The organism is Campylobacterota bacterium, from assembly GCA_020633995.1.
Taxonomy (GTDB): domain Bacteria; phylum Babelota; class Babeliae; order Babelales; family RVW-14; genus JACKCO01.
Genome location: JACKCO010000003.1, coordinates 540,866 through 567,343 on the forward strand (window position 1 = coordinate 540,866; position 26,478 = coordinate 567,343).

At 41.2% G+C, this 26,478-nt stretch carries 19 protein-coding genes; 7 read left to right on the forward strand and 12 right to left on the reverse strand.

Annotated features, from left to right (window positions below; genetic code table 11):
* Positions 1-35: 35 nt before the first annotated feature.
* The gene (locus H6679_02190; protein MCB9493062.1) at positions 36-1,421 is read right to left on the reverse strand and encodes a deoxyribodipyrimidine photo-lyase; all 1,386 of its coding nucleotides are present in this window, start codon (positions 1,419-1,421) and stop codon (positions 36-38) included.
* Between the two features lie 102 nt (positions 1,422-1,523).
* On the opposite strand from H6679_02190, the gene H6679_02195 reads away from it, so the two are divergent.
* On the forward strand, positions 1,524-3,173 hold the full coding sequence (locus H6679_02195; protein ID MCB9493063.1) for a hypothetical protein: 1,650 nt from the start codon (positions 1,524-1,526) through the stop codon (positions 3,171-3,173).
* Here the strand turns inward: H6679_02195 and H6679_02200 are convergent.
* Entirely contained in the window at positions 3,170-6,085 is a 2,916-nt protein-coding gene (locus H6679_02200; GenBank protein MCB9493064.1) for a BamA/TamA family outer membrane protein, read from the reverse strand. The genes H6679_02195 and H6679_02200 overlap by 4 nt on opposite strands.
* Before the next feature lie 230 nt (positions 6,086-6,315).
* Between H6679_02200 and H6679_02205 the strand changes: the two genes are divergently transcribed.
* From H6679_02205 to H6679_02215, 3 genes are read left to right on the forward strand one after another with little or no spacing between them, the layout of a single operon-like run.
* A complete protein-coding gene (locus H6679_02205) occupies positions 6,316-7,575 on the forward strand; it encodes an ankyrin repeat domain-containing protein (GenBank protein ID MCB9493065.1) in 1,260 nt (419 codons plus the stop codon).
* Between the two features lie 14 nt (positions 7,576-7,589).
* Positions 7,590-9,140, forward strand: a complete 1,551-nt coding sequence (locus H6679_02210; protein ID MCB9493066.1) for a hypothetical protein — start codon at positions 7,590-7,592, stop codon at positions 9,138-9,140.
* A gap of 45 nt (positions 9,141-9,185) precedes the next feature.
* Complete coding sequence (locus tag H6679_02215; GenBank protein ID MCB9493067.1) at positions 9,186-10,631, forward strand: ankyrin repeat domain-containing protein; 1,446 nt, start codon at positions 9,186-9,188, stop codon at positions 10,629-10,631.
* A gap of 2 nt (positions 10,632-10,633) precedes the next feature.
* On the opposite strand, the gene H6679_02220 is transcribed toward H6679_02215, so the two are convergent.
* From H6679_02220 to H6679_02245, 6 genes are all read right to left on the reverse strand, one after another.
* Positions 10,634-10,921, reverse strand: a complete 288-nt coding sequence (locus tag H6679_02220) for an acylphosphatase (GenBank protein MCB9493068.1) — start codon at positions 10,919-10,921, stop codon at positions 10,634-10,636.
* Between the two features lie 108 nt (positions 10,922-11,029).
* Complete coding sequence (locus H6679_02225; GenBank protein ID MCB9493069.1) at positions 11,030-12,208, reverse strand: glycosyltransferase; 1,179 nt, start codon at positions 12,206-12,208, stop codon at positions 11,030-11,032.
* A gap of 41 nt (positions 12,209-12,249) precedes the next feature.
* Positions 12,250-13,200, reverse strand: coding sequence for a hypothetical protein (locus H6679_02230; GenBank protein MCB9493070.1), 951 nt, complete (start codon positions 13,198-13,200; stop codon positions 12,250-12,252).
* Complete coding sequence (locus H6679_02235) at positions 13,197-14,048, reverse strand: F0F1 ATP synthase subunit A (GenBank protein MCB9493071.1); 852 nt, start codon at positions 14,046-14,048, stop codon at positions 13,197-13,199. The genes H6679_02230 and H6679_02235 overlap by 4 nt, the downstream gene beginning before the upstream one ends.
* Positions 14,045-14,344: a hypothetical protein gene (locus H6679_02240; protein MCB9493072.1), complete on the reverse strand. Its 300-nt coding sequence runs from the start codon at positions 14,342-14,344 to the stop codon at positions 14,045-14,047. Before H6679_02240 ends, H6679_02235 begins: the two co-directional genes overlap by 4 nt.
* A gap of 150 nt (positions 14,345-14,494) precedes the next feature.
* Entirely contained in the window at positions 14,495-15,427 is a 933-nt protein-coding gene (locus H6679_02245) for an ankyrin repeat domain-containing protein (GenBank protein ID MCB9493073.1), read from the reverse strand.
* 250 nt (positions 15,428-15,677) lie between these two features.
* Between H6679_02245 and H6679_02250 the strand changes: the two genes are divergently transcribed.
* A complete protein-coding gene (locus tag H6679_02250; protein MCB9493074.1) occupies positions 15,678-16,673 on the forward strand; it encodes a hypothetical protein in 996 nt (331 codons plus the stop codon).
* Between the two features lie 86 nt (positions 16,674-16,759).
* Here H6679_02250 and ppsA read toward each other — a convergent pair whose 3' ends face one another.
* Together ppsA and H6679_02260 are read right to left on the reverse strand one after the other, a co-directional pair.
* The gene (ppsA, locus tag H6679_02255; protein MCB9493075.1) at positions 16,760-19,156 is read right to left on the reverse strand and encodes a phosphoenolpyruvate synthase; all 2,397 of its coding nucleotides are present in this window, start codon (positions 19,154-19,156) and stop codon (positions 16,760-16,762) included.
* 104 nt (positions 19,157-19,260) lie between these two features.
* Positions 19,261-20,970 carry an ankyrin repeat domain-containing protein gene (locus H6679_02260; protein ID MCB9493076.1) on the reverse strand — a complete coding sequence of 570 codons (1,710 nt, stop codon included), beginning with the start codon at positions 20,968-20,970 and terminating at the stop codon, positions 19,261-19,263.
* A gap of 261 nt (positions 20,971-21,231) precedes the next feature.
* Here H6679_02260 and H6679_02265 point away from each other — a divergent pair, with 261 nt between their 5' ends.
* Entirely contained in the window at positions 21,232-21,684 is a 453-nt protein-coding gene (locus H6679_02265) for a peroxiredoxin (protein MCB9493077.1), read from the forward strand.
* 31 nt (positions 21,685-21,715) lie between these two features.
* On the opposite strand, the gene H6679_02270 is transcribed toward H6679_02265, so the two are convergent.
* Together H6679_02270 and H6679_02275 are read right to left on the reverse strand one after the other, a co-directional pair.
* On the reverse strand, positions 21,716-23,680 hold the full coding sequence (locus tag H6679_02270; GenBank protein ID MCB9493078.1) for a hypothetical protein: 1,965 nt from the start codon (positions 23,678-23,680) through the stop codon (positions 21,716-21,718).
* A 57-nt stretch (positions 23,681-23,737) separates the two neighbouring features.
* Positions 23,738-25,048, reverse strand: a complete 1,311-nt coding sequence (locus H6679_02275) for a hypothetical protein (GenBank protein ID MCB9493079.1) — start codon at positions 25,046-25,048, stop codon at positions 23,738-23,740.
* A gap of 167 nt (positions 25,049-25,215) precedes the next feature.
* Here H6679_02275 and H6679_02280 point away from each other — a divergent pair, with 167 nt between their 5' ends.
* Positions 25,216-26,307 carry a hypothetical protein gene (locus tag H6679_02280; protein MCB9493080.1) on the forward strand — a complete coding sequence of 364 codons (1,092 nt, stop codon included), beginning with the start codon at positions 25,216-25,218 and terminating at the stop codon, positions 26,305-26,307.
* Positions 26,308-26,478 lie beyond the last annotated feature (171 nt).

The window sequence follows — 26,478 nt, forward strand, 5'->3', positions numbered from 1 at the left end:
GAACTCCTTTTTTTAGGGGATTATTGTGTGTATGGTTAACTTCTTTTTTTATACATGCTCTTTGCATGTGTACTTGCAGCGCCATGTTCGACGATGGGGGCTGGATAATCGCCTTCGAAATCATCGTGGTATTTGTCCCAGTTATGGATGTATTTGGGTTCAACGTTTTTAAGTTCTTCAACCCATGTTTTTATGTATTTGCAATCATGGTCAAATTTTTTTTGCTGAAGCCATGGGCTGAAGATACGAAAATATGGTTGCGCATCACAACCTGTGGATGCAGCCCATTGCCAGTTGCCGTTGTTGACTGAAGGATCATAATCAACAAGGAGCTGAGCAAAATGTTTTTCACCCCAGCGCCAGTCAATGTGTAAATCTTTAACCAAAAACGATGCGACAACCATGCGGACGCGATTATGCATGAAGCCGGTTTGTGCAAGTTGACGCATTCCGGCATCAACAAGAGGGTATCCAGTTTTACCTTGTTGCCACGCATGAAAAAGCTTTTTTGAGTTTTTCCATGCAAGTTTGTCATATTTTTTGTGGAATGCGTGACCAAAAACATGAGGAAAATGGAAAGCGATATGTGTAAAAAAATCACGCCAGTACAGCTGTTTTATGAGTGTGTGGGTTTTTCCGAGCTTTTTTATAATGGCTTCACGTGCTTCACGTACTGAGATTGTTCCAAATTTAAGATGAGCAGATAGGCCAGTTGTTGCCTCACGTGCGGGGATATTACGTTCTTTGTCATAGAGCCTGAAAGTACTCAAACGCTTAAAAATATTAAGTGCTTTTGATCTTCCGCCATGAACAGAAATAGAATCATTTTCTTGAGCCAAAAACTTTGTGTATATGCTTTTGCCTTGGCTACCTGCAAGACTACCGGTAAAAAAATTGCTGAAGCGGTGTTGGGTTGGGAGCGCAACTGCATGTTTTGAAGCATTTTTATAGAAAGGTGTAAAAATGGTGTAAGGCTGTTTGTTTTTTTTGAGTGCTTGGTCAGGCTCAAGTAAAAGTAAATCGGGACTGCTCACAAAAGCTGCTTTGTTTTTTTTACACGCACGTTTGATGCTGTTATCACGACGTTTGCCGTATGGTGTGTAGTCATGGTTAACAAAAACTGCATCAATTTTTTCTTTTTTAATGAGTCCCGAGACAACGGTTTCAGGATTGCCATAAAATAGATAAAGTTTTGCTTTTTTCTTTTTGAGTTGGCCCTCAAGATCCTGTAAAGATTCTATCATAAATTGAATAGCATTGAGTGATCGGTATTTGTTTTTGTCAGTTACCTGCTCGGGGGTAAAAATGAAAATGGGGACTACTTTTTCTGAGGTGGTATGTGCGGTGATGAGTCCGGTATTGTCGTTCAGTCGTAGATCACGCCGAAAAATAAACAGAGATTTTTTGTACTCTTTTGTCATAACCAGCATCCTTGCTTAAAGCTTGACCAATGAATGTGTGTAGTGCTATAACACAAATGTATTTTACAAATTGGCGACGATTTATCCGTGAAGGGAAATTTCATGTACAGTTCCACCAGAAAAAGAGTTTTGCATGGTATTTTTTGCCATGTAAAGATTCTTGTTAGCCTGTCTTTAATTATTTCCTGTTGTTTGCATCTGAGTGCAACGCCACTGGTTAATGTTTACGATACCGCCATCATTCATACGGCACGTGGTACTGACAAGTTTTATAAAAAATTTGATAAAGGGCACTTACGCTTGCATCTTTCTCCTTTTTATCAGCATGCTAACACAGCTCGTGATGTCTGCAATAAAAAAGTGCAGCTTCACGATCGATGCGGAAAATGGAATTTGCTTGCCATCCTTTTTGATGCGGAAAAAGCAGCACCGACCAATAAACCATTTAGCGAAGAAAATTATGAACAGTTATGGTCAGCTAATAGTGCATTGCAAGGGAATACACTTGAGCCAAGCACGTTGGAGGAAGATCGATTTAATTTCACCAAAGAGAACGAGTTTAAAAAAGAAGTTGCTGAATACAACTATGGTACCTATACCGATGTTAAAGGCTCGTATGAAAAGCTTGGTCTTCGTGCGCAAATTAATTTTGATTTTGGTGGAGGGTTTGGTACAGCCATACGCGCAGGGTTTGTCGACATCAGGCAGAAGGCCAGTGACTATATAGTCAATGAGGGCGTGCAGCGAGGTAAGGGCATTGGAAGTGTTGAAGGTGCTCCGTCTCAAAATGAAGCAGCATTTGGTCCCGTTTTTTTTGATAATCTTGTCAGTGCAAATGCGCGCACCAAAATTGCCAACGAGCTGGGCATTGATTTGAGCGAGTTTTGTGACTCAATGCTTGAGGACGTGCACGTACAACTTTATTGGAATGTACCGATTAAACTGTGTGAGCGCGAAGAAGTGCCGGTGCTTGTTGTACCGCATATTTCTTTGGGTGCATGGATCCCATCGGGCAATGATGTAAAGCCTCACAGGCGCTTTAGTGTGCCATCAGGCAACAACAACTTTTGGGGAATAACGCTTGAAGGTGCGCTTAATTTTGAGTTTCCAACGTTGGGAACTGACCAGATTTTACAGTTGAGTTTGGGTGCTGGTGCAGTTTTTTCCGAAACTAAAGATCTCAAGGCGCAACGTGTGCCAACAAGTATTTATCAGGAAGGCCTGATCCCGTGGACAACGGATATCAAGCGCCGCCCAGGACACTTATGGTATGCTAACGCATCACTCAAAGCAGAATATTTTTCAGGCAATTTGATGTTTTATTTTGATTACATCTATACGCAGCATCTTAAAGATCACATTAATTTGCTCTGTAGCAGAACAACGTGCGAGATTATTCCATGCCCAACAAGTTGTGAGTCAAGCGAAAGTAGTTCAAGCTCGACCAATACCAGTTGTAGTAGCAATACATGTGTGCAAAACTGCACTCAAACTTGTTTCCAGAGTTGTGAGATTAAAAAGATACTGAAGTGTACGACAACGACATTAACCAAGGCTGCCCAAGACTGTTTCCAAAAAGGTGTTTGCAAGTTGGAAGATGAATCGTGTTGGAAGAATCAGCAAATTAATTTTGGGCTTACATACAAGATTGCATCCTGTTTGACGCTTGGTGGTATGGTGCAGGCGCACATTAGTGGACGTAAAGTTTTGCGTCCGGTCACCGTGCTTGGTCACATTCAGTTTAGCTACTAAAACGCTTCACCCAGCGTGAGGTGCCAACCAATGCGTTCTTCTTTTTGCTCAAGGCGTGATTTCCATTTGAGTGCAAGGTCAAAGCGCAGGGGGCCAATCGGTGTTTTATAACGCAGGCCAATGCCGCTTGATGGGAACCACTTTTTTCCAAAGCCACTCAACCCAGTTTGGCTCAAAATGCCAAGATCTTGAAAGAGTACTGCCCCAAATGACTTGTAGATGGGAAAGCGTAGTTCCCCATTGATATTAAGCATTGAGCTGCCACCTTGAATAGTATATTGTTTGCATGTTTTGCCGTCTTTGACGCAGGTTTGTACTCCCAGTGGGGGTAGGCCATCAAGTTCGTAGCCACGCACAGAGTGTGGGCCACCAAGGTAGAAACGCTCTACAGGCATAACTTGTGTGAATTTTGACCGAAAAATATGGCCAAACTTGATGCGGCCGGCAGCAATAATGTGACGGTAGATTGGATGAAAAAAGGCATGTTCGGCAATCAGTTTTGCGGTAAAGATGCCAGAACTTTCAGGAATCATGCATTTGAGTGATGCGTTGCTGAAAGTGCCGCTTGTTGTATTGAAGCGGTCATCAAGTTTATCCACGATCAGTGACGGTGCAACGTAAAAGTGTGGCAGCATTTTGTCTATTAGGCGCTGGTCAAAGTTGAGCTGACCACGAACACGCGTTGTTTTAATCCATTCATTACCCGCAATAACACTCCAATGGTAGTGTTGTTTGTACTGATCAGAAAGGGACATGCCAAAGCCTGCTTGCAGCGCTTCATAAGCAGCATCGCCGCCGCCAATTTTGACAGGGTGGATGTATTTGTTTGCATAGGCATTAATGCGCCCCATGCTGTCTATGCCGAGTGGTGTTGGTTGTTGGTATTCAGCATTGAATCGTTGCTCAAAAAAGGTTAAATCGACGTTGAATGATAATTTGTCAGCATGATTTGTTGGATTTTTGAATATAAGTGAGGTGCCAAATTTTGGGGTATGTTGTTGTTTGAATTGAAAATTATGACTTGTTAAGAAATAGCCAACACGAAAACGTAATTCGGTTGGTTCGTCGTCAACAACATTGAGCAAGACCGTTTTTTTGCCTGTTGGCTTTGAAAGGTTTGCTGGGGTTAGTTGAATTGATTTGAAGACATCAAGGCTTTTGAGCCGCTTACGTGTAAGGTCAAGTTTTTGTCGATTCCAAAGATCGCCTTCCTTAAACTTGAGTTGTGCTCGTAAGTGTTTGAAAGGGATTGTCGTATTGCCTCGTACGACGACTTTGCCGATACAGACCTGTTTGCCTGGTTTTATGTGCCACCGCACAAATATTTTGCGTTGCTCGGGGGGGGTAGCGCCTGGCAGATTTATGGGAAAGTCTTGAACGGGGAGTTGCACCAGTTCGGGCTGAATCTCTGCATACCAGTAGCCTTGCCTATGGAAATAATCAAGTAAAAATGAGCGCTGTTCATGTAACCATCCAAAGTGAAATGGAATGAGTTGGTTATATTTTGAGAGTTTATATTTCTTGAAAAAATCACATCCTTCAAGTTCTTTGAATGGTTCAATTTCAAATCCGGCCCAAAAACGTTGTATGCCCTTGTCTATCAAAAGTTTGAGTGTATATGTTTGTGTAAGGTGGTTTTTAACAAATCGCTTTTCGATAGTTGTAAAATCCCAGTAGCCATGTGCGAGGTAATAATTTTGCAGCTTTTCAAGGTAATGGTCGAGGTTGTCTTGGTCAAAGATTTTGTTTTTTAATTGTTGGGCAAAGGGCAGCTCTACTTTCTCGGGCAAATGTGTTGCAGCATCGATAAGTTCGATGTGTTCGATAATTGTTGGTTCTTGCTCATCGATGATGATGTGATGGCCAATTTTGCCTACTGGCTCATGACTAAGGTTAACGTGCCAATAACCTTTTTTATAATATTCGTATGCCAGTTGCTCGGTTATGATCTCAGGCAAGAAAAGCCAATCAGGCTGGTCGGGGTCAAGTAGTTCCTGCTTGATGAACTGATCTGAAAATGCATCGTTGCCTTCAAGGGTAAGTATTTTTCGTTTACCAAGTGCGATTTCAAAAGTGAGATCAAGCTTGTTTTTGTTTCCAAAGTTTTTATGCAGGGTGATGCGTGGGTTGAGAAAGTTTTTTTTGCGTATAAAATCTTTCATTTTTCTAACATACTTTTTGACGCGTGTGTTTGAGTAATAACCGTGTCTAAAGTACTTGCCAAATTTTCGATCGAGTGTTTTTCCCAGGCTTGCAATGTCGTGGTTGTGCTCGTCTGAAAGGTGTTTATTGAGATCGGCGATGGTGAAGTGTACGTGCTCAAAGCTATATCGCTTGTTCCTGTTGAGTGTCAGCTTTGTGGTGATAGTTTTACGTTTTTTTTCATAGATAAGCTCATCGTCAATTGTGCAATCAAAATAACCTTGATCATGTAGGGTCTTGATAATGCTTTTTAGCGATTGTTCATGGAGCGTTGCATCAAATATTTCACCCGGCTGTAGCATGTACAGTGTTGCGTAGTCCTGCTTGCCAAAGATGACCCCATGGATCTGTAGTTTTTTAAAGATCCAGTTGCCGGTCAAAATGAAGTGTAGGTGCTTACCCGTTTGATACTCATCTTCTTGTACATGCACGCTTGTAAAGCGCTGTTTTGCCATGAGTTGACGGTAGGCATAGACTAGGTGGCGCTTGGTTATAAACGAGTTCGTTTTTAGACGTGTGAGGTAAAAAAACTCGTCTTCAGTAAAGGGTACATCTGACTCGAAGGTTATTTTGGTAATGTACATACTGTGGGTGGTGCCTGCCTGTGCGGGTGCACTGACCAGGTCTTTGAGGTCAACGCCGGCTGCATGCATGTTGCTTGTCAGCATGGTCAGGAAAAAAATGAGGCAGATAAATCGGTATGATGTCATAATGTAGGTTGCTGTGAGTGAAATTGCCTATTGTTTCGATTTGGTTACTTAGTTTTTTGTCTGTTATAACAAGCCTGTCCTCTGGCTTGACTGGAAGGTCGCTTTTTACCCTCTAATCATGCAGTTTAGCCTAATTTAAGCATTTTGGGCAGTGGGGGGGCGAATTAGCCTTCCCAGACGGTCTTTGACCCGTTTGATTTAATTTTCAATCTGTATATAATTATACATGTATGCATTTAAAATATGCGTATAACCGTAAATGGAAGGTTATTTTTTATGAAATGGAGGCTCTCATGAAGGGTATTTCACGCCTGTCACGTGTATTTTTATTGGTTGCTATGGTTGCAAGCGGTGGATTTACTGCAAAGGCAGTAGATTCAGGACTCAGGTTTGAGCAGGCATTGCGTTACGGCATGAATCGAGTATGGATTGACGAAAAAAGCGCTGAGATGGCCGAAGCGATAGATGCTGGTGATTTTGATGCGGTCAAAAAGGTCGTTGAGTTGCTTCGTGGATCAGGAGACGAGCCTCGAGAAGAATATTTCTGTTTTACTGGTGAGTTTCTACAAAAGCTCGTAAAAGATTTTTATGAGGGTAAACAGCCGTTAAATGTCTTGGGGAAAGGCTTACTTGGTTTTGGGCAGCGTTGGGGACGCTTTGACTTACTGCTTAATGAGCAGGGTTTGGTACCACTTTTGCAGGCAAAGGCACGATTGAAAACATGTCCAGAAGATCGTCGGGCTAAGTTTGAAGAAATAGTTGCATATCTTAAGCGTGTTGGTTTTAAAGAGTCCTTCATGCATCATTGCTGGAGAGGGTTTAAAAAGTTTCAAACTGTTAAAATTATTTTTGATTTGCTTCTGGCTACGTTAGATCGTTACACAAATTTTAATATTCCAATTGATGAAAATGGAAGCTGTGTATTGCTTGAGCTTGCAATGAGGTCAGATTCTGAGTCTTTTGCATTATTTAAAAAATTATTTTCGTATGAAAAGGTTAATGGACATTGCCTCAATTTTAGAGGGCAAAACGTACTTCATCACGCAGCATTTGAGGGCAATCTTGAGGGTGTTAAATATTTACTGGAGCAGGACAAAGGCTTTGATGTTAATGCTCAAGATAAAAAGGGCTTAACACCATTGCATTGCGCGGCACAAAAAGATCAGTTTGCAGTTGTTATTCCCATACTTGTCAACGGTGCTAACCCTGAGGTTAGAGATTGGCAGGGGCGCTCCGCGCTTGATTATACAGCTATGTGGGTAGCTCCAAGCACAGCACGGATTTTGCTCAGTCGTGGCGTTGGCATATCTGAAGGTATTGATGGTCGTTATGGCACTGCTTACGGTGGGATTAATCTTGCACTCAATCCTACGTTATTTGGAAATATTTTAGAGATTAGCAAGCTTATTGATAACGAGCGAAAAAAGCGTAAGCAGAAATTACGAGATGCTGCGAGTAAAATAAAAATTGTGATTGATGAAAGTATATAAAGATTAAAAAATAAATGGAGATCATTGTGAACTGGTCAAATTTTTTAAAGCTTAGCTTTTTGTTTTTAGCATGCACAAGTTCTGCCTTTGGTGCTGAACTTGAAAAGTATGTTGATGAGTCTTTTGCAACTCAAACGAGTGCTGTGCGAAACACATCTCTACGTCAGCGCCACACTATGTGGGTAAATACGGCAGTGTCCAATAATAACCTACCGAATACATTGGTTAAAAAACTGCGTGATTGCAGAACTGCTTGTGAAGTGATAAATCTTTGGGAAAAGTGTCTTGATAGTCATGAGCGAAATGCCTTTTGGCCGTGCTTGAAAGGTGTAATTGAGCAAGGTACGCCGATGTATGATAAAAATGGCCAGGTAGTTTTTTGGATTCCTCAGTTTGGTTTGGGTCTTGATTGTTTGGGTAACAAATTCTGCCAGGAGCATTTTAGGGAGTACTGTGGAGAGAAACTATCGTTTATAAAGCCAGCGCTTGAGCAACTTAGCATTGATGATCTTAAAAAGATGGTACCTGAAAATAACGACGATTTTAATTCTGAAAAGCTTGAAAATAAATATTTTCGTGCAAACCTTACCAGCCGTTGCTCAGATGGAAGCACGCTGCTTGAACTACTTATTCGGTATTACGGCTATAATGGGATGCTACAGCGTAAGCTTACCAGTGCTTCAGGACTTACTACAGAAGAGCGAGAAACAGCATTGGATGATGTTCAGAAGCGCCTCATGCTTGTTTCAGATACGATTCGCAACATTATGGTGTTTTTCGAGCCTCAAAAGGCTCAAATAGCTAAGCTTGTTCGTGAATGCATTAATCGTGAACCAGACGTTCTTCAAGTACATAATCTGTTGGAAAAATGTGAATATTTTGAATATTTTATAGGTGGGAATGGTGAAAATCTTATTCTATTGTTGCACTACTATGATCATGATTCAGAATTGATTGATGCCTTAGATTATAGAGATGCTATAGATGTTTTACCCCTGACTGGTTCAGAAATGTATTGTACTCCCTTGTTGTGTCTTGCACGAGTTAGCGGTGGGTATGATGTTGCCCAGTTACTTCTTGACTATGGTGCTCAGGTCAACGCGCGTGATATAGTAGATGCTGATTGTTTGCAGCGTTATTTAGAAAATGATTATCCATCGCTTGACTTTGTAAAGCTCTTTGCAAGGAATAGAGCTTTTTTAAATCGTATTGATGACGAAGATGCGACATTGGTGCACTGTGCAGCGGATCGGGCAAGTGATGAGGTTATGAGGTTTTTGCTCGAAGAAACTGGCATAAGCATTAATGTACAAGATGAGGAACGATGTACTCCGTTACACTACCTGCTCGAAAGTAAGAGCCCCAATAAGCTTGGTATGGCTAAGAAGCTTATACAAGATTATGAGGCCAATATTACACTGAAGAATAAATGGGGAGTTTCGGTGTGGGATTTAATGAGTCAGCTTGAGCAGGGTAGTCCTGTTAGGCAGTCACCGCGTAAAACGTTACAGCAAAAGCAGAGCCCTAAAAAGCGTAAACGGCTTGAGTTTGAAGATACGGATTAGGATCTCTGGTTTGTTGATTTATGTATTTTTAAAATGGAGTTTGTTATGAAAAAGTCAATTTTTTGGGTGCTATTTTTTTTAGTTACAATTTTTTCAAACGTTATTTGTGCAGAGGAAGACAAAGGACGGTTGCCGACAAAGCAGTCATATGTAAAAAAAGGCGTGGAGATGAATCACATTTTTGCGTTTCAAATTGCTAAGTTTCTTGAAGGATGCAAAACATCAGGTGAAGTAATACAAGCATTTAAGGCGGTCAACTGTAACAATAAAGAAGTTTTCAGAAAATGCTTAGAGTTTCACATTGAATGTGGTACGCCAATGCATGACAAAGATGGTAATATTATTTTTTGGATTCCTCAGTTTGGGCTTGCACAAGATTGTGGTAAACATAGTTTTTGTAAAAAAAATTGTCCTGTAAGGAGCGAACTTATTGATGAGTTTGTGCAAAATATATCTATTCAGCAATTGAAAAAAATAGTTCCTTCAGAGCAAAAAAATGTGAACAAGTATCTATGCGAAAACGTTTTTAGGCGGGCGCTTGATGGGAGTACCTTGCTTGAATTGTTGATTAATATGTGTCGTGTGATTGATCTTAGGCGATTAGAATTAGAAAGGAGTTATGGCCTTTCATCAGAACAGCGAGGAATGGAGGTGGCTAAACTCCAAGAGCGTCTTGTTGGTGTAAGGAGCTGTATTGACGATATTATGATTTTTTTGGCACCCCAGAAAAATCAAATAGAGCGTCTTGCCAGGGAATGTAGCCAGCAAAATCCTAATGTCGAAAAAATTCAGGGACTGCTTAATGAACAACGATACTTTGAGTATTTCATAGGTAGTAATGGGCTAAATTTACCTGCTGAAATGCAATTGTATGATTCGCTATCTGATATTGATTCATTATGCTATGAAGATGGCAAGACTGTTTTCGATTCGGTTGAAACCCCGCTATCCTATGTTGTTTGTTTGGAAAAACGTAGTGATTTGTTAGATGTTTTTTTACGACATGGATCATGTATAAATGCTATGAATGGCACCCATAATCACATTTTACATAAATTTATGTCGTCTGGTAAGTTAGATACTTCTTTGATTCGTTGCTTTCTCCAGTCAGGTGCGAGCTTTAATGGTATTAATTTTTGTGGGAAATCATTATTACATTTTGCTGCAAGTCATGCGAATGAAGAGATAATGGAATTATTGTTAGAACGTGGATACGACATACATGGAAAAGACGATCAAGGCGATAGTCCGCTGCACTGTTTACTTAAAAGTGACAGTCAAAACAGGACTAAGATTGCTCATAAAATCATACAACAATATAAGCCAGATTTAACTTTAAGGGATGGCAACAATGTTACAATACAAGATCTACTGGGTGCTTCAGTTTTACAAGAACTTTTCTTGCAGGGTGATAACTCGGAAAATTCTGCAAAAACTAAAAAACGTAAACGGCTTGAGTTTGAAGATACGGATAGCAGATCTGATCAATAATATCAGTCTTGTCCGATGACTCGAAAGACCCCCCGGAAATCACGTTCTTGTGTGAACGGTTCTGCAAAGATATCTTCTACTTTTGACTTGGTACTACCCTTGTATAGGTGATCGATGAATTTTTCAAGATTGTCAGCCTGGCCTCGCGCATAAATGATAACCTGCTGGTCATCATCGCTATTTTGGGCGGTTCCTTCTATTTCAAGATTGGTAGCATGTTTTTTTGCATACTCTCGATAACCGACGCCTTTAACCTTGCCGGATACTGTAATCTTAAGGCATTTCTTCATTTCTTTCTCCTTTAATCTGCCCATAAGTCCGAATATAAGGGGCGATAGAACATTTTGTGGTCAGCCTATCAGAAAAAAAATAACAATGTCAAATTGTGGATTTTGTTGCTAGTAGGCATGTGCTCGTTTGGTCAATTTTTTGTAGAGTGAGATATGCGCGTTGATCATTGAGTTTACGTGGAATTGTTCAAGGTCATCTTGAAAATCTCCCATTTGTTTGCACCGTACAGGGTTGGTGATTAATAATTTAAGTCTACGTGATAGCTCTTGGGTATCTTTAGGTGTGACAAGAAAACCATTTTTTTTATGTTGAATAACTTCTGCAATGCCGCCGACATTGTAAGCTACAACGGGTATTTTGCATAGTCGCGCTTCAATAACGGCGCATGGTAAGCCTTCCCATAATGAGCTGAGTGCAAATACATCCCATGTTTGCATCCATTTGCTTACATCGCTTTGCCAGCCAAGTAAGTGAATATTATTATTCAACTTGTTTTCTTTAATCCATTTTTCAAGGATGGTTCGCTGTTTGCCATCACCAATTACTTCAAGATGGATCTGCTTTTTTTTCTGTGCTGGAAGTGTTTGGAGTGCATTGGCAAATCCCATAAATAGATCTAAAAGATTTTTTTGTGGTTTAAAGCATGCAACAGTGCCTATGGTAAAATGTTTATCGCTACTTTTTTCTTTATGAGTCGCCACTTTTTCAAAGGCATCCCATTCGACAGCAGCTCGAATTATTGAGCTTTTTTGCCCAAATGATGAAAAATATTTAGTGCCAGTTATTTGGTCTTTGTTTGAAACACAAACAAAATGGGTCGTAATTTTTGCGGTAATGCGTTCGAGCAGATAGGTGAAAAGCCAAAATGGATATGGTTGATAGTCGTGAAAACCGTAGCCGTGAACCGTATGAACACGTGTTTTAATACCAGCAAAAAAAGCGGCCCACCGTCCGAGCAGGCCTGCTTTGGTACTGTGTGTATGCACAATGGCATGAGGGTGTTGCTTTTTGATTTTGCGTAAAATTTTTATCAGCGAGAAAAAATTTGCAATTTCAAGGAATAACTGAGAAATACTTACTTCTCGTTTAAAGCTTTTGAGCAGATATACAGAGGTGAGTTTTTGTGCTTGCTCTACCAGAACGCCCTGTGATCCAGAAATAAGACTTGTGCTTAGATGTCGTTTTTCAAGCCCTTCTTTTAGGTTAAGGCAAACTTTTTGGGCTCCGCCCAACTCAAGTTTAGTAATGATGTAAATGACATGAAAATCACTAGCCGCGTTTTTCATGGCTCTCCTTTCTCCTTGAGCAATGTTTCTTTACACCTTTTTTATACCGTCAGCAGTAATGCGATAATTAACGAGTAGATAATTGATGATTCAATAAATGCCACTGAAAGTAGTGTAATGCGTAGTATGTTGTAGTAATTGTTTACGTCAAGGCCTATTTGTTGACAGCCTTTTGCAGCAACGCTGCCCAGGCTAATTCCTGTAGCAATTGAACCTAGGCCAATTGTGCATGCTGCAACAAAAAATTTTATTGCTATGGTGATGGGGTCTGTAGAAGTATTTGTGTTGTAAAGCATAAGTAGTGCAATAACAAGGCAGAACATAAGGGGGGTTTCGATAACGGCCTGGTTCATGACAGAGAATGGAAAGACTTTTTCATAAGCATTGGGGTTGTTGCCGATGGTTGTTGCTGCTGTATGTGAGTAAATAGATTGGCCGATAGACGGTCCAATACAGCCGATGCTCATTACAAGTCCAATGGCAAGGTTTTGTAGCGCCAGTTCGAACGTTAGCTCTGGAGTGAGTGTTGTGCGTAGCAGGAGTGCAATAACAAACGAAAATATTGCCGGTGCTTCGATAATTGATTGTGCTATCAACATAAAGGTAATAATTTTTTGGTCAGTGAATGGTTGTCGCGCAATTGCACGTGAAACAGCGTGAGCTACAAAGCTTGAAGCGATGCAGACGCAAAATGCTGCGCTGCCAACGGCAATGTTGGCTGCACATTCAGTCATGGCCCACGCAAGTGTTATGTTTTCAGGTGTGCCAAAAAGTGAGATAAGTGCCACCACGAGCGCGATGATAGCGCCGCTTTCAATCAATGCAAGGCCAATGATCATGGCCCTAAAGCATGAAGCAGTTGCAATGGGTTGGCGTGTAAACGCATCATGCATCCCAGTTGAAGCAAAACCAAGCCCAAATCCTCCACCTATTTGCCCGAGCAAAATTAGCAATGCTATGGAACCATAATGGAGGAATTCTGGCGAAATCATGTTGTCTCCTGTGCAATAGTGGACTTTTGTTCTGTATGTACCGCTGTGCCCATTGCCAGATAAGTAATGGTAAGCATGGTTAATACAAACGACTGTACGAGCCCTTCAAAGATACCAAGAATGAATTGAAACCATGTGAGAATGAACATGGCATTGTAGCATGTATTTGCAAAGCTGTTGATCCAGGAAAATTGTTTGGGAAGATGTATGTTTCTGGTTACGAATTGTAGAACAACAGTGAAAATAACGAACAAGAGAAAGTATTCTTTAAGTTTTGAGCTGTATTCGATGACCATGCCAAGGATAATACCACCACCAATAATGTTACCAAAAAGCCTAAACGACATTGATGCAATTTTTGCTAGCTCACCAACGACGTGAATAGGAGCGAGAAGAAAGATTGGCTCTATAAATTCGTGAAGATAGCCGCCAATACCGTGGACACGGATTTTATGGTACTGTACGTATAAAAATGATGTGAGGCCGAGCGCAAGCGTTGTGTTTAAATCTTTTGTTGCTTCCTCAACTAAAGGGATGAGGCCAACCAAGCAACAAAAAAAGGTAAATAAAAAAATTGTGGCGATAAATAAAAAGTAGTTGTACTCAAAAGCATGAAACGAGTCTTTACACAACGCAATCAGGAACTGTACTGCTTGTTCATATATTGCAGTAATTGGATTATTTTTTTTCTTTGCTAGTGTTTTGCCCAAGAGTCCGATGCACAGCAAAATAGCCATGGCGATCCATGTTGCCAACACTATGTCAAGGTGGATGGTCCAGAATGGGCCTGTTAGGCCAAGACGCGTGAATGGCTGAACCCGTTCGTAATCAAAAATTCCCATGCTCATAAGTTTGATCCTGGCTTAAAAAGTAGAACGTGCAGCCAAAAAGAACACATGAATGCTATAAAAAATAAGGTGATGTTAATTTTCCAGCGTAAAAACAGTAGGATACATGCACCAAGTACAAATATGGAACGTGTGATAAACGAAAAGAACGATGTTCGGGCTTGAGTTTTTGATGTATGTGATTCATTTGTTGGAAGCAAGCGTAGCGTTGCACGCAAAAATAGCTGGGCATAGATACTTGCCAGTATAACACCGCTTAGCAGAGAACCAACCGTAGTATATGTCTGATAAAACATACAGAAACTATTTTTACGTTTTTATATCTGTTATATCGCTCTTAGTACCAGCTCCAAGCTTAGTACTAAACGTCAAATGCTTCAAGTAAAACGAATATTATCTTATTTTTGAAAAGAAAAGAGCCAATTTTCGTGTAAAACGACAAATGGCTAACCTTGATCGAAGTTCAAGAAGCATGACATTTGTGACCATGTATGATCGTTTATGCAATCAACAATTTCATCTAGGTCTGATATTTTGGCTTGCTCAAGTGGGCTCAAGCCAGTTTGGTCTTGTTCAAATGGCTTAGCACCATGCTTGAGTAGGCATTGTATGACGCATGTAGGGTGACCATTGCCAATTGCCATGTTTAAGGCACTTTCTCCCCATGGTGCATATATATTAGGATGTATATGCCCATTAGATTTTTCAAGTAGGTCTTTAATTATCTGAGACATATTCTCAGAGGGTTTTTGCACAAGAGCCGTTAGTAGTGGCGGAAGTCTATGGCACCCATTCGTGATGAGTATCAGAGCGAGATCGTGATGCCCCATCCTTTCGGCAAGCCCTACAGGTGTTAGGCCATCACTATTGATATTACCTACGATGTCAACAGTATTGTCTGCTAGAAAGCTGTCAAGGTAAGCGCTAACTGCTCTAGGGTTTTGTGTTTCTATGGCTAGATAGAGATTTGCGCAGGGTTTGTAGTTGACACGATGGTCGACGAGTGCTCTAAGCGTTTCTTGTAGAAGAGGCCCGCTTCTACCGCAGCGTACTACAAAGTGTAAAATACTGTCGTTAAGGTCTCTGTCGGGTGTTTGGTAGCGCTCTATGAGTTTGTGGGGGTTTTTATTTACGAACAATCTGAATATTTGTAGATCAAATGGATCAAAATGCTTTACCTTAAAGCACTTTTTTAGATGTGCTCGCAAGTCTACAAAAGTCTTATCTGGTTGGCTTTTTGATAAGGATGGTGGAGTTGCTGTCAGTTCGGCGATAATTTCAGGATCAATTGTTTCAAGGGTTGGGAGCTGAGACGGCTCTGCACCATAGGCGAGTAAGGGGCTGAGTGCAGTAAGTGCTAGGATAGCGATTCTCTTCATCGTATTTGCTTTTCTATAGCTTGTTATGGTGATTTAGTTGGCCTTGGGAGAGCTAGTATACCGATTTTTCTCATTTACGCACTGTGTAGTGCTATAAGGCAATTTTTTTAATAAATATAATTCAGAAAAGAAACAATTTATTGATTTTGGCATCATTTAAAATTTATAATAAGAAATGATAAGCCAGGAGTGGCTTAAAAATGCTATAGGGGCATTAAAAAATTATAGTCAAAAACAAGGGGGATGTAGAATGAAACGGTCTACAGTACTAAGTCTATTAGTGATTTTAGGCTTTGGAAGCATGGTTATGCACAAGGCCAATGCACGCACTCGCAGAGGGGTAACCGCTCAGCCGATGCAGAGTCGAGTTGTTACTGCTGGAACGGCGACAGCCGAGCAAATTGAGCAGCAACAGCAAGCTATGCCTGGTGCAGAGGCTGCCCGTCAGGTACAGTCAGTTGTGGGACGAGCTGGCGGTAGGGCATCTGTCGGACGTCCAACTGTTGGAGGCAGAGCAGTCACAATGCCTGCAGAAGGACAACAAGTAGAGCAAGCTGGTGTTGACAAGCGTCAGGTTGTAACCGCTGGAACCGCAACTACTGGACAAATGGTTGAGCAACAACAAGTAGATCAGGCAGGTCGAGGCAGAGGTCGTAGCGCTGCACCAACCGTTGGTGGACAACAGGTACAACCCCGAGCTCCTCAAGCTCAAGCGCCATCAACAAGTGGCCGTGGTGTTGCTGCCGCGCGCAGCGGTGGTAGAGCTGGTGGACGTAGAGACGTTAGCACTGGATCTGCACAAATTAACAAATTGCCGGTTTTACAGCCAAATATGCAGTACAAAGTTAAAGATTTGATCAACATGATTCGTACCAATGACCAACGAGCAAACTTTTTGGAGTTGACTGCAAATGGCTCAGCCGGTGTCAATATTGACAATTGGATGGCCCAGCAGATGACTCCTGCGCAAGTTGATCCTTCAACGGGGCAACCAATGACCAACGGTGATATGGCTGTTACCGTCAAACAAGATCCTCAACTTATTCAGCGCTTGTTTCAAGAAGGTAAGCTTGATGAGCAGACCAAGTCAAACTATATGAAAGTTATGCTTTATTTTGAAGCAAACATTGATGGTGTAACTCGCCGTCTTTACCTTGAAGATCCATGGCCAGGTGACATTACTCGTACAGCCCTTGGTGATACCAATCCTGCAGCAATTAATCTGCAAAGCTGGGCTGTTAACTAAAGTAAATTCCTTACGTGGCTGTTACGGTTTGTCCGCCAGTCACAAATTTTGAAGCACTCGGGGCGCACACCGGGTGCTTCTTTTTTTTAGTTGTCGCTGCCAAAATTTCGTATTGTCTGCAAGATGCTATCTGGGTTGAGTGAAAGTGAGTGGATACCCCATTCTTGTAAACTACGGGCAAGTTCAGGGTAATCTGAGGGGGCCTGCCCGCAGATGCCAACTTTTTTGTTATTGCGCTTGGCGCCCTCAATAGCTGCTTTGAGCATGAACTCAACGGCTTCGTTACGTTCGTCAAAGATGTTAGATACGAGAGCAGAGTCACGATCAACGGCTAATGTGAGCTGGGTCAGGTCATTTGAGCCAATTGAAAATCCATCAAAGAGTTTGCTAAATTCATCTATTAAAATGACGTTAGATGGTACTTCAACCATCATGTAAATTTCCAGATTGTCGCGACCTCGCTCTAGACCGTGTTTTTTCATTTCTTCAATAACTGCTTGTCCTTCGGCAATCGTTCTGACAAACGGAATCATCAAAATTGCGTTTGTCAGGCCCATTTCGAGGCGTATCTTTTTCATTGCAAGGCATTCAAGGGCAAAGGCATCTCTGTACAGATCATGAAAGTAACGTGATGCTCCTCGAAACCCAATCATGGGGTTCTCTTCTTCTGGCTCAAAAAATTGGCCCCCAACAAGCTTGCGGTACTCATTGCTCTTAAAATCTGACAGACGAAAAATGACAGGTTTTGGATAAAAGGCCGCCGCTATGGTGCCTGCTTCTTGCGCAAGCTTATCGATGAAAAATTGCTTTTTATCGTTATATTCGATTGTGAGTTTATCTATTTGATCACGTTCACCAGGGTCTGTCACTTTTTCCGGGCAGACAAGTGCCATTGGGTGAACCTGAATGCTGCTGTTAATAATAAATTCCAAGCGAGCCAGACCGATGCCGTCTACGGGGAGGTTGGCTAAATTAAAAGCCTCGTCTGGATTGCCTAAGTTCATAAAAATTTCAACGGAAGGTTTTGTGATATCTTGCACATTAATTTGTTTTACTTGAAAGGGTATTGCACCGTCATAGACAATGCCAACTTCACCACTACTACAGTTGAGGGTGATTTCTTGGCCGGTTTTAATTTTTTCAGTGCCGTTGCCGGTTCCTACGATTGCCGGAATGCCAAGTTCTCTGCTGACAATTGCAGCATGACATGTTCGTCCTCCGCGGTTAGTAATAATGCCTCCTGCAAGCTTCATAATGGGCTCCCAGTCTGGGTCGGTCATGTCTGTGACGATGATATCACCTTGTTTTACGGAGCCAATTTTTTCGGGTGATTGGATGACAAGGGCGTTGCCTACAACAATCTTGCGGCCAACACTTTTGCCTTTAACAACTATTTTATTTGAGAGTGAGGCCTTATTTGCAATCGAGTACTCAGAGATTGTTTGGCTGTTTTCTTGTCGTGAGTGGACGGTTTCTGGGCGAGCTTGAACAATGTACAACTTGCCATCATTGCCATCTTTTGCCCACTCAATGTCCATGGGAGACCAGGTTCCCTTAAGCTGTGCGTAATAATTTTCAATGACCACTGCTTGGTGAGCAAGATCAAGCAGCTCCTGTTCTGATAGGCTATATTTAAGACGTTCGGCTGATTCAACGTCCACAATTTTGGTTGGTTGTGCTGGAGCATCGGTGTAAATCATTTTGATTGTTTTACTGCCAAGGCGTTTTTTTAGAATTGGCTTATGGCCTTGCTCCAAGGTTGGTTTGTGGACATAAAATTCATCAGGGTCAACGCTGCCTTGGACTACTGTTTCTCCCAAACCATATGATGAGGTAATGTAGACGACGTCTTTAAAGCCACTTTCGGTGTCGAGTGTAAAAATAACACCGGCACATGCTTTGTCTGAGCGAACCATTTTTTGTACGCCTATAGAGAGGGCTATATCCATATGGTTAAAGCCTTTATCAATTCGATATGAAATAGCACGATTGGTGAAAAGTGAGGCAAAAGCACGACTACAAACGGCAAGAAGTGCGTCAATGCCTTGAATGTTAAGAAATGTTTCTTGTTGTCCTGCAAAGGATGCATCAGGTAAGTCTTCGGCCGTTGCTGACGAGCGTACCGCAACATCGCACTGTTTACCATATTTTTTTTCAAGTTCCTGGTACGCCTGTGTAACTTGTGCAACGATTTCGTCTGGCAGAGGTGCTTTGGTGATCAGAGTTCTAATTTGTTTGCCAGCGTCTGAGAGTGTATCAAGTTTCTTTTTATCGATACGGCCAAGCAGCGTTTTAATTTGGCCGGTTAAGTTATTGTCGTGTAGGTGCTTCCAATATGCATTAGCGGTAATGGCAAACCCTGAAGGAATGAGTACATTTTTGCTTGATAATGCATGAATCATTTCGCCCAGTGAGGCATTTTTTCCACCAACTTGGGCGATGTCGGTCATTCGAATGGAGTCAAAATGTTTTATAAACTGCATGGTGTGCCTTTGCATAAAAGAGCAGTGTTTCGTTTGGTAACAATAAGGTAAAGTATAGCCAGTTACGCTAAAAAGTAAGAAAAGTTTTTTTAAGCTTTCTTGTTTTAAATAATGCTGCACCAGCTGTTGTTATTTTTACGGCGCTCTCGGGGTGATCCCTCTTCTACCTCAAACCTTTCAAGTCTTGTAATGTTTATTCTTGTTTCATTTTGTGTGGCTCCTCGTGAGAGCAAAATGTTTTCTGCCAGGATGTTACCGCATTGCTGGGCCTTTGTTAACGGAGATTGCAGGTTCTTGTTTTGTGCATTGACGTTAGCACCTGAATCGATAAGAACTGTACAAACACCGGGGTCTTTTTTGTTAAGGGCTGCATAATGTAGCGGTGTATTATTTTGTATATCAGGTGTGTTAATAGCGTTGCCGGCGTATCTGAGGAGCTCTGTGACTGTTGTAATATTGCTATACCGTGCTGCGTAGTGGAGGGGGAGTATGTTTTGCATAGAATATCCCCAATCTGTTTGCACACCCAGTTGCATGAGTAGGCGAATGGTTACAATATCGTTTTGTTGCAGAGCTATGAGTAAAGGCGTCAGTCCCTGAGGATCGTAAGCGTGTATGTTGTAATCATTGTCGTCGTTATTATAGTAATGCGCGAAGTACTCAAGCAAGTCAGTCCATCCTTGCCGAACTGCGGTGTGAATTGGGAAATAGCGTGCTGTCAGTGACGAAGGTCGAGCTCCATATTGAAGTAAGATATTGAGCGCTCGTTGGTGATCAAGTGTGTGTGTGGTATGTGAAAGGAGAATGTCCATGGCCGTTGTATTGTTTTTTGGGTTTGCAGTATTTGCGTCTACGCCAGACCAACATAAAAAACCGATAAGGTCTGGCATGACTGCCTGCGCAGCATAGTGGAGGGTGCTATTACCTGCATTATCTTGTGCATGGAGATAATCACTGCTGTGACGCTCTTTCATTTTTTCTGCGTATAGAGCGATAAAGTTTTGGTTTTTATGTTGTATTGCGCAATGGAATGGGGTTTGCCCTTTTCTGTTAGGTGTTTCGAGATTAGAATTGAGTTTTTGGAAAATGGTTTTAAGTGTTTGAGCGTCCAGTTGAGGAGATCCTGCTGCTATGTGTAGGAGCGTTCTTCCTTGTTCGTCTTTTAGAGCACTATTGGTGTGTTGTAGCAACTGAGTAAATACTTCGCGGGTGCCCTGTTGTAGTGCCAAGTGTTGTGGGAAAAGAGCACGTGGATGATAACCAAAAATAGTCTGATATTGTTCTTCTGAAAAAACTTGTTGAGCTAGATGAAAAATTGAATTTTCAAGCGTTGGTAGTTGCTGCATGGTCGTTCGAAGCCTGTAGTTTTGGGTTGACTGAGCTAACTGCATCCAAACATCGCCAAAGTCAATCCTGTAATGTTTCATTGCAGCAACGACTCTTGTTGCTAGGTAGGCACTTTTTGTTTCACAGGCTATGACCAGAAGAGTTGGACGATTGGTCATAGGTTCTTTTTTTTGTAAAGTGGGCAGATGGTTTAAGATGGTTTTCAGATGTTCTTGAATGGTTTTGTCACTACTGATGTCAAGGTGATCGACCTTTTCTTTCTCGGCAATTTTTTGAAAGGCGTCAGGATAGTTCTCTAGGTTCATACACATGTCAATGGTATTTTCAGCTAGGAGTCGAACACTAGGTGATTGATCATCGGTGATCTGAAATCCCCCCCCCGATCCACGACGTATGACCTTTTGCATTGTGTGAGCTTGATTGATTATAAAGAAAGTACATGCAGTAAGGAGATGAAGCTTCTTCATGATATCTCTTTGCTTATAAAAAAGGTTATTTTTTTATCTAACTGAAAATAAATGAACCTACTTTTTGCAAACCAGACTGTGGAGAGGGGAAAGTGCTGATCTGTAGGCGTTTTGAGTAATTTTTGCATTGTGGTATGCTAAAAGTCAATGGTTTGTTATTTCATCAATAATCATTATTTGGAGGTCTTTATGACGTATAAGAATGCACTGCTATTGCTCGGATTCGTCCTTGCTGCTATAACCTTTGCGGGAGGGGATTGCATGGCAAAGGTGCTTAAGGTTGGCGCTCAGGCACCAGCGTTTTCATTAAAAGATGAAAATGGTAATTTTCAATCGCTTGAAGATATGCTTAAAAAATCTGACAAAGTTCTCATCTATTTTTATCCAATGGATGGCACACCTGGCTGCACTAAGCAGGCATGTAACTTGCGAGATAATATTGCTGATCTTAAAAAAGCAGGTATTGGTGTGTGGGGTATTTCTTATGATTCAGTTAAGAGCCATAAGAAGTTTAAGGAAAAACATAATCTTTCGTTTTCATTGTTGAGTGATATTGACAAGAAAGTTGCAAAAAAATATGGTGCAAAACGAGGTCTGCTTCCAGTTCCTAAGCGCATTAGTTATCTTATCAGCAAAGATGGTATCATTGAGGCAGTGTTTAAAGATGTTGATGTTTCACAGCATGCGCAAAACATTTTAGATGCGATTAAGTAAATTAGATCGGGGGCAAAATTGCCCCCTTTTTTTATTCGAGTGTGTCTGATGCTTCTTTTTCTGCTATTTTTTCTTCTTCTTTGAGCGCATAAATTCTAATGTCAGTAAAATCTACTGCCTCGTAGCCACTAAAACCAACGTATTCAATATTTTTTACTGGTGTTGCGTTGCGCCAAGTTCCTAGTGGATTTTTGCCGATGAGGTCAGTTAGCTTTTTGTCGTAGTTCTCGCTTCCTATTTTTTCTTCATCAATTTTTCCAAACGACATAACCCCATTATCAATCATGACCCAGTAAAGTTCCTCAGTGTTAACTTTAACCATGGCCAGTGGGTTTTGATGAGCGTGAATCCAATAAGCTTGATCATCATTGCAATTAGTGCCACTCAAACGTGTTTTAGAGTTATTCCATCCGCCGAAGAGAAACATGAGGTGGTTGATATTTTTGTTTGCATGAAAATAGAAGTTATGTAGATGCTCGCGCTCTTCTTTTTCTCCAAGCGTGAAGAGATCGTCTTTGTATTTTTCAGTAAAAAGTACATAAATATCGCGCCAATGGGCTCGGGCCTTAAACGTTACAGCCCCACGGTTTTTTTCTGGAAGTTTCCATTCTTGGCGAAAGCTGACAATCTGTTGCCCTTGCTTGTGAGCATGGTACTTATGTTCAAAGAAATCAGGTTCTTTTAACTGATGAAATTTTTTATGGAGTGAGACGGGAGTTGGCTTTTCTTCAAATGGAAAGACTTTAATATTTTTGTATTCAATGTCATGATGTTCCCATCCGCTGAACCCAAAGTATCCAACCTTAGTTGCTTTTCTGAAGTCAAAGTTTTGATCCTTTCTAAACATCTCTTGATCTTGCCAACGTAGTATTTCATTAACACCAACTTCTATATTGCCGTTTTCGTCAAGGGTGTCTGCTTTGCCCATGCTTATAATACCATTGTTGACTGCTATCCAGTAATGTTCTTCATCTTTGTCTGCTATCATTGCTGCTGGATTTTGATCCTTAAATATCCAACAATAGTGAGGTGCTTCACCATCGTGTCTATTCTCTCTTCGAATTGTAAAACGTGTATTGTTCCAGCCACCAATGGTGAGGTGGTACATGTGATGTGGAAGGTCTTGTGGTTTAATCGAGAAAGAAACCATTATGTCGGCAGGATAGTTAAGGCCGGGGTTGTACGGTTTTTTGACGGTAAATTGAAGAGCGCCTCTACCCACATCTGGTAGTTTCCATGACTTGTGATATTGTGTTTGGGCAGGGTTGTAAAAGCGCATTTTGTCGTAAAGATCTTGATTGTCTTGAGGCTTTATTTCTTTCCACTTAGGATCTGTTGGATCATTAGTTTCAGACTTATAGAATTTGTTATTTGCGTGAGTACCGTAGAGTTGATCATTTTCAAATACAAGATTATGAAGTCCACCACTGACTTGTCTCCAAGTTTTACCTCCAGGTTCGCCTTGTGTGATGCCTTCGCGAAAGTATATATTACCGTTTTTATTAATACCCCACACGCCTTTGTCTGGGTGAACGGCAAGATTTCTTAAGCCTCCATCAACCTCTTTCCATTCAGCGTTTTCATTTGCCTTGACAAGTATGTTGAGGTCACCGTGAAATTTGTCTCCCAATGTCCAGATTGCACCGTGCGGTGCGTTCTTTAGTGGGGTGAATGAGCGTAGGTAATTGTGACGTCTGAAAAAGAACTCTGCGTGATCTGGTACAACAGGATCTCCAGTGGTTATTCGATTATCGGAAATGCCTTTTTTTGTTTTATCTTCTTTTTTTTCGTCTTTGTCGCTTTCTTGTTTTGGTGTTTTAGATTTTGTTTTTTCCCCTTTCGCTTCTTCCAGTTCCTCTTTAAGAGACGTAAGTTTTTTTTGCCATTTTTTGATATCTTCTATAATTTCTTTTTGAGTTCGCCCATCTACACGTTGCATTGTCTGACTGAATAAGAGGCAGACAGAGAATAATATTTTTAGCGTTTTATTTTTCATTCAAGCTCCTTTTACAACTCGTCATCCTTTGGTTAAACCAGAGGATCTCTCATTTTTTTACTCTAGTTCATCCGTTTCTTCTTTTTCCTTTACTTCTTCTTTTTCGGCTTCTTTTAATGCATAGATTTTAATATCTTTGAAAAAGGCTCCATAGTCTCCACTTCCAAAACCGAAGTAACTCACGGGGTTAATTTTTTTAAGTGGTCGCCATTCGTAGAGCTTCTTTTTACCGATGTCAGTGCCAAAGCCGAAAGAAAAGACACCATCTTTGATCATGAACCAATACTCTGTTGGTTCATTAGGCTTAATTTTCATGTTAGGATTTTCTTTGTTGTAGATCCAGGTAGATCCCCCATTGGGATGAGCACTGATACGTGTTTTTTCATTTTTCCAGGCATCCCAGGTGAGCAAGATGGCGTGCTCTTTTTCATCATTGAACTCGCTGTAGGTTTTTTTACCGAGCATTTTTTCGGCAAAAGCAACGTACACTTCGTTGGTTGCTTGGACAGTGCATGTGATAGCTCCGTTGTTTGGTTCAGGCAGCTTCCAAGCCTCGTTAAAGGTTGCGGTTTCATCCTCTCCTTGTATGTCTTCCTGATAATGATGGGTGTGAAGCTTTGGTTCTTTGACTTTGTCGAACTCTTTATGCAGAGAGTAAGGAGTTTTTTCTTCAGGTGCTGCAAATATTTTGATATCCTCAATTAGTGCTTTTTCAGCAAATCCAAAATGTGTTAAGTTTGGAATTTTTTTCTTTGGTTCTTGCCAGCGCCAAACTTCGTTTTCTCCTATGTTTTCAGATTGCCCGAAAGAAATGACCCCGTCGTACACCCTAAACCAATAGGTACCAGCTTTAAGCATAGCTTCTGGGTTTTGTTCCTTTTTTACTTCATTTTGCCCCTTGCCATCCTTGCCGCGCCTTATCCATGTTGCAGTATTTCCTTCTCCTCCAAGCACGAGCTTGTAGCCTTTGTCTTCGTCCAGAGATTTGTTTTCTGAGAACATAACGTCGACGTCCGCTAAAGGATTTTTGTCAACAGCCTTTATACTGAATTGTACAATGCCTCGACCGGGCTCAGGTAGCTGCCATGAGTCGTCAAATTGTATATGGTATTTGCCTCCGGTGAATTTGTATGACGTTTTTGCTGGGATGACTGGCGTAAGATCTTGGGCTGCTGACGTGCTTGATTTTTTTTCAGAGGCTTCTTTTGAGGGAGAATCTTGTTTACTTTCCTGTAATTCTTTTTTGAGCTTTTTTAGTTCTTCCTGTGCTTTCTTGATTTCCTCAACTATTTCTTTAACTTCTCGCGCTGGTAATATGAGAGGAAAGGTCGATATTGTAAACAGGAACAAAAAAAGTTTACATTTCATGAGGCACCTCTTAATTAAAACTTGTTTGTTTAATTTTTTAGTAATCGAATAGCAACATCACTTTTTATTGTATGAAGATGGGGTTTCTTATTTCAATAAATTTAACAATTGCGTTTTTTACAGTATGCTGAGAGCATTATTCTTCAAGATAATGAGAAAGGAGTTTTGTGGAACGAGAGAATCGTCTGTTAGTTCTGGTCTACGATGGCATTAATAACTCTGTCTTTCAAAGCCAAGTTTTTCAGCCACTTGTTGAGCAATGTCGTGAAAATAGAAATCTTGTGGTTACGCTTGTATCATTTGAAAATGAGTCTATTTTACCGTGTGTTTTAGCTCAGCTTGAGCAGCATGGTATTGCCATTGAGGTTAAAATTTTTAAAAGACCAAGATTTGTGGGCATCTTAAGTTTGTGGCCGGCAGTACTGCGCGTTGCTCACTTGCTTTGCAGTAAGCGGTATGATCGTATACTTGCTCGAGGGCCATTGGCTGGATATATAGCATTCAAGGGACTGAGCCTAGCCCAAAAAAAACCATCACTGCGCGGTTACAGCCCTACGGTGATGGTGCAGGCACGTGGCCTTTGTGCTCAAGAATATTGGTTTGCGCATATGCACGCTAGTGCGGGGCTTGTGCATAAACTTATCCGCTCGTGTATGTACAAATCGCTTGCGCGCCTTGAGCGCAAAGTATATGCGGCCGCCTACACCAGTAACCCATTTACTATTGAGTCGGTCAGTCCTGCACTTAAACAATACCTGGTTAGGCATTTTGGAGCTCGGACAAGCGGTATTTGCATAGCCGACAAAGATATTCCAAAACAGGTAGATAAAGGCCAAGTTTCTGTATGGCGAGAGCAAACTCGACAGGAATTGAATATTCCCGAACAGGCCTATGTATATTGCTATAGTGGCTCGTTTAAGCCGTGGCAATGTGCACGGGAAAGTATCGAATACGTTGCAAAGCAGTTTGAGAAAAATGATCAGGCCATTTTTTTGGTACTTTCTTCAAATAAACAGCAATTTGAGGGGGCGTGTAAGGCGAGTAATATAGATATGGCGCGTGTACGGATTGTATCCGTTGAGCCTGGCGATGTTACAAGGTATTTAGCGGCGGCTGATGTGGGCTTGCTATTGCGCCACAAAGATCCGCTGAATTGGGTGTCGCGGCCAACTAAGTTGCTGGAATATCAGGCCGTCGGCCTTAAAATAGTACACAACAATACGATAGCACTGCTCAGTGAGAATAGCAGGCAAGATTGATAAAGTTGGTAAATGCAGGATCTTTGTTTAAAAATAATATTGATTTGACAAATAAAAAATAAAATGTCTAGACTGGGGATAGTCTCACTATTTATTTGGTAAAACTCTTTGACAAAAGTCAGCAGCATGGTAAAAAAAAAGACTTACAAAATATACTGATGGTAAAGTAAG

Coding starts and splice junctions, on each gene's coding strand:
- H6679_02190 (MCB9493062.1), bottom strand. CDS start 1,421: ATGACAAAAGAGTACAAAAAATCTCTGTTTATTTTTCGGCGTGATCTA.
- H6679_02200 (MCB9493064.1), bottom strand. CDS start 6,085: ATGACATCATACCGATTTATCTGCCTCATTTTTTTCCTGACCATGCTG.
- H6679_02245 (MCB9493073.1), bottom strand. CDS start 15,427: ATGAAGAGAATCGCTATCCTAGCACTTACTGCACTCAGCCCCTTACTC.
- H6679_02205 (MCB9493065.1), top strand. CDS start 6,316: ATGCATTTAAAATATGCGTATAACCGTAAATGGAAGGTTATTTTTTAT.
- ppsA (MCB9493075.1), bottom strand. CDS start 19,156: ATGCAGTTTATAAAACATTTTGACTCCATTCGAATGACCGACATCGCC.
- H6679_02220 (MCB9493068.1), bottom strand. CDS start 10,921: ATGAAGAAATGCCTTAAGATTACAGTATCCGGCAAGGTTAAAGGCGTC.
- H6679_02265 (MCB9493077.1), top strand. CDS start 21,232: ATGGCAAAGGTGCTTAAGGTTGGCGCTCAGGCACCAGCGTTTTCATTA.
- H6679_02240 (MCB9493072.1), bottom strand. CDS start 14,344: ATGTTTTATCAGACATATACTACGGTTGGTTCTCTGCTAAGCGGTGTT.
- H6679_02230 (MCB9493070.1), bottom strand. CDS start 13,200: ATGATTTCGCCAGAATTCCTCCATTATGGTTCCATAGCATTGCTAATT.
- H6679_02225 (MCB9493069.1), bottom strand. CDS start 12,208: ATGAAAAACGCGGCTAGTGATTTTCATGTCATTTACATCATTACTAAA.
- H6679_02250 (MCB9493074.1), top strand. CDS start 15,678: ATGAAACGGTCTACAGTACTAAGTCTATTAGTGATTTTAGGCTTTGGA.
- H6679_02195 (MCB9493063.1), top strand. CDS start 1,524: ATGTACAGTTCCACCAGAAAAAGAGTTTTGCATGGTATTTTTTGCCAT.
- H6679_02260 (MCB9493076.1), bottom strand. CDS start 20,970: ATGAAGAAGCTTCATCTCCTTACTGCATGTACTTTCTTTATAATCAAT.
- H6679_02275 (MCB9493079.1), bottom strand. CDS start 25,048: ATGAAATGTAAACTTTTTTTGTTCCTGTTTACAATATCGACCTTTCCT.
- H6679_02235 (MCB9493071.1), bottom strand. CDS start 14,048: ATGAGCATGGGAATTTTTGATTACGAACGGGTTCAGCCATTCACGCGT.
- H6679_02270 (MCB9493078.1), bottom strand. CDS start 23,680: ATGAAAAATAAAACGCTAAAAATATTATTCTCTGTCTGCCTCTTATTC.
- H6679_02215 (MCB9493067.1), top strand. CDS start 9,186: ATGAAAAAGTCAATTTTTTGGGTGCTATTTTTTTTAGTTACAATTTTT.
- H6679_02210 (MCB9493066.1), top strand. CDS start 7,590: ATGGAGATCATTGTGAACTGGTCAAATTTTTTAAAGCTTAGCTTTTTG.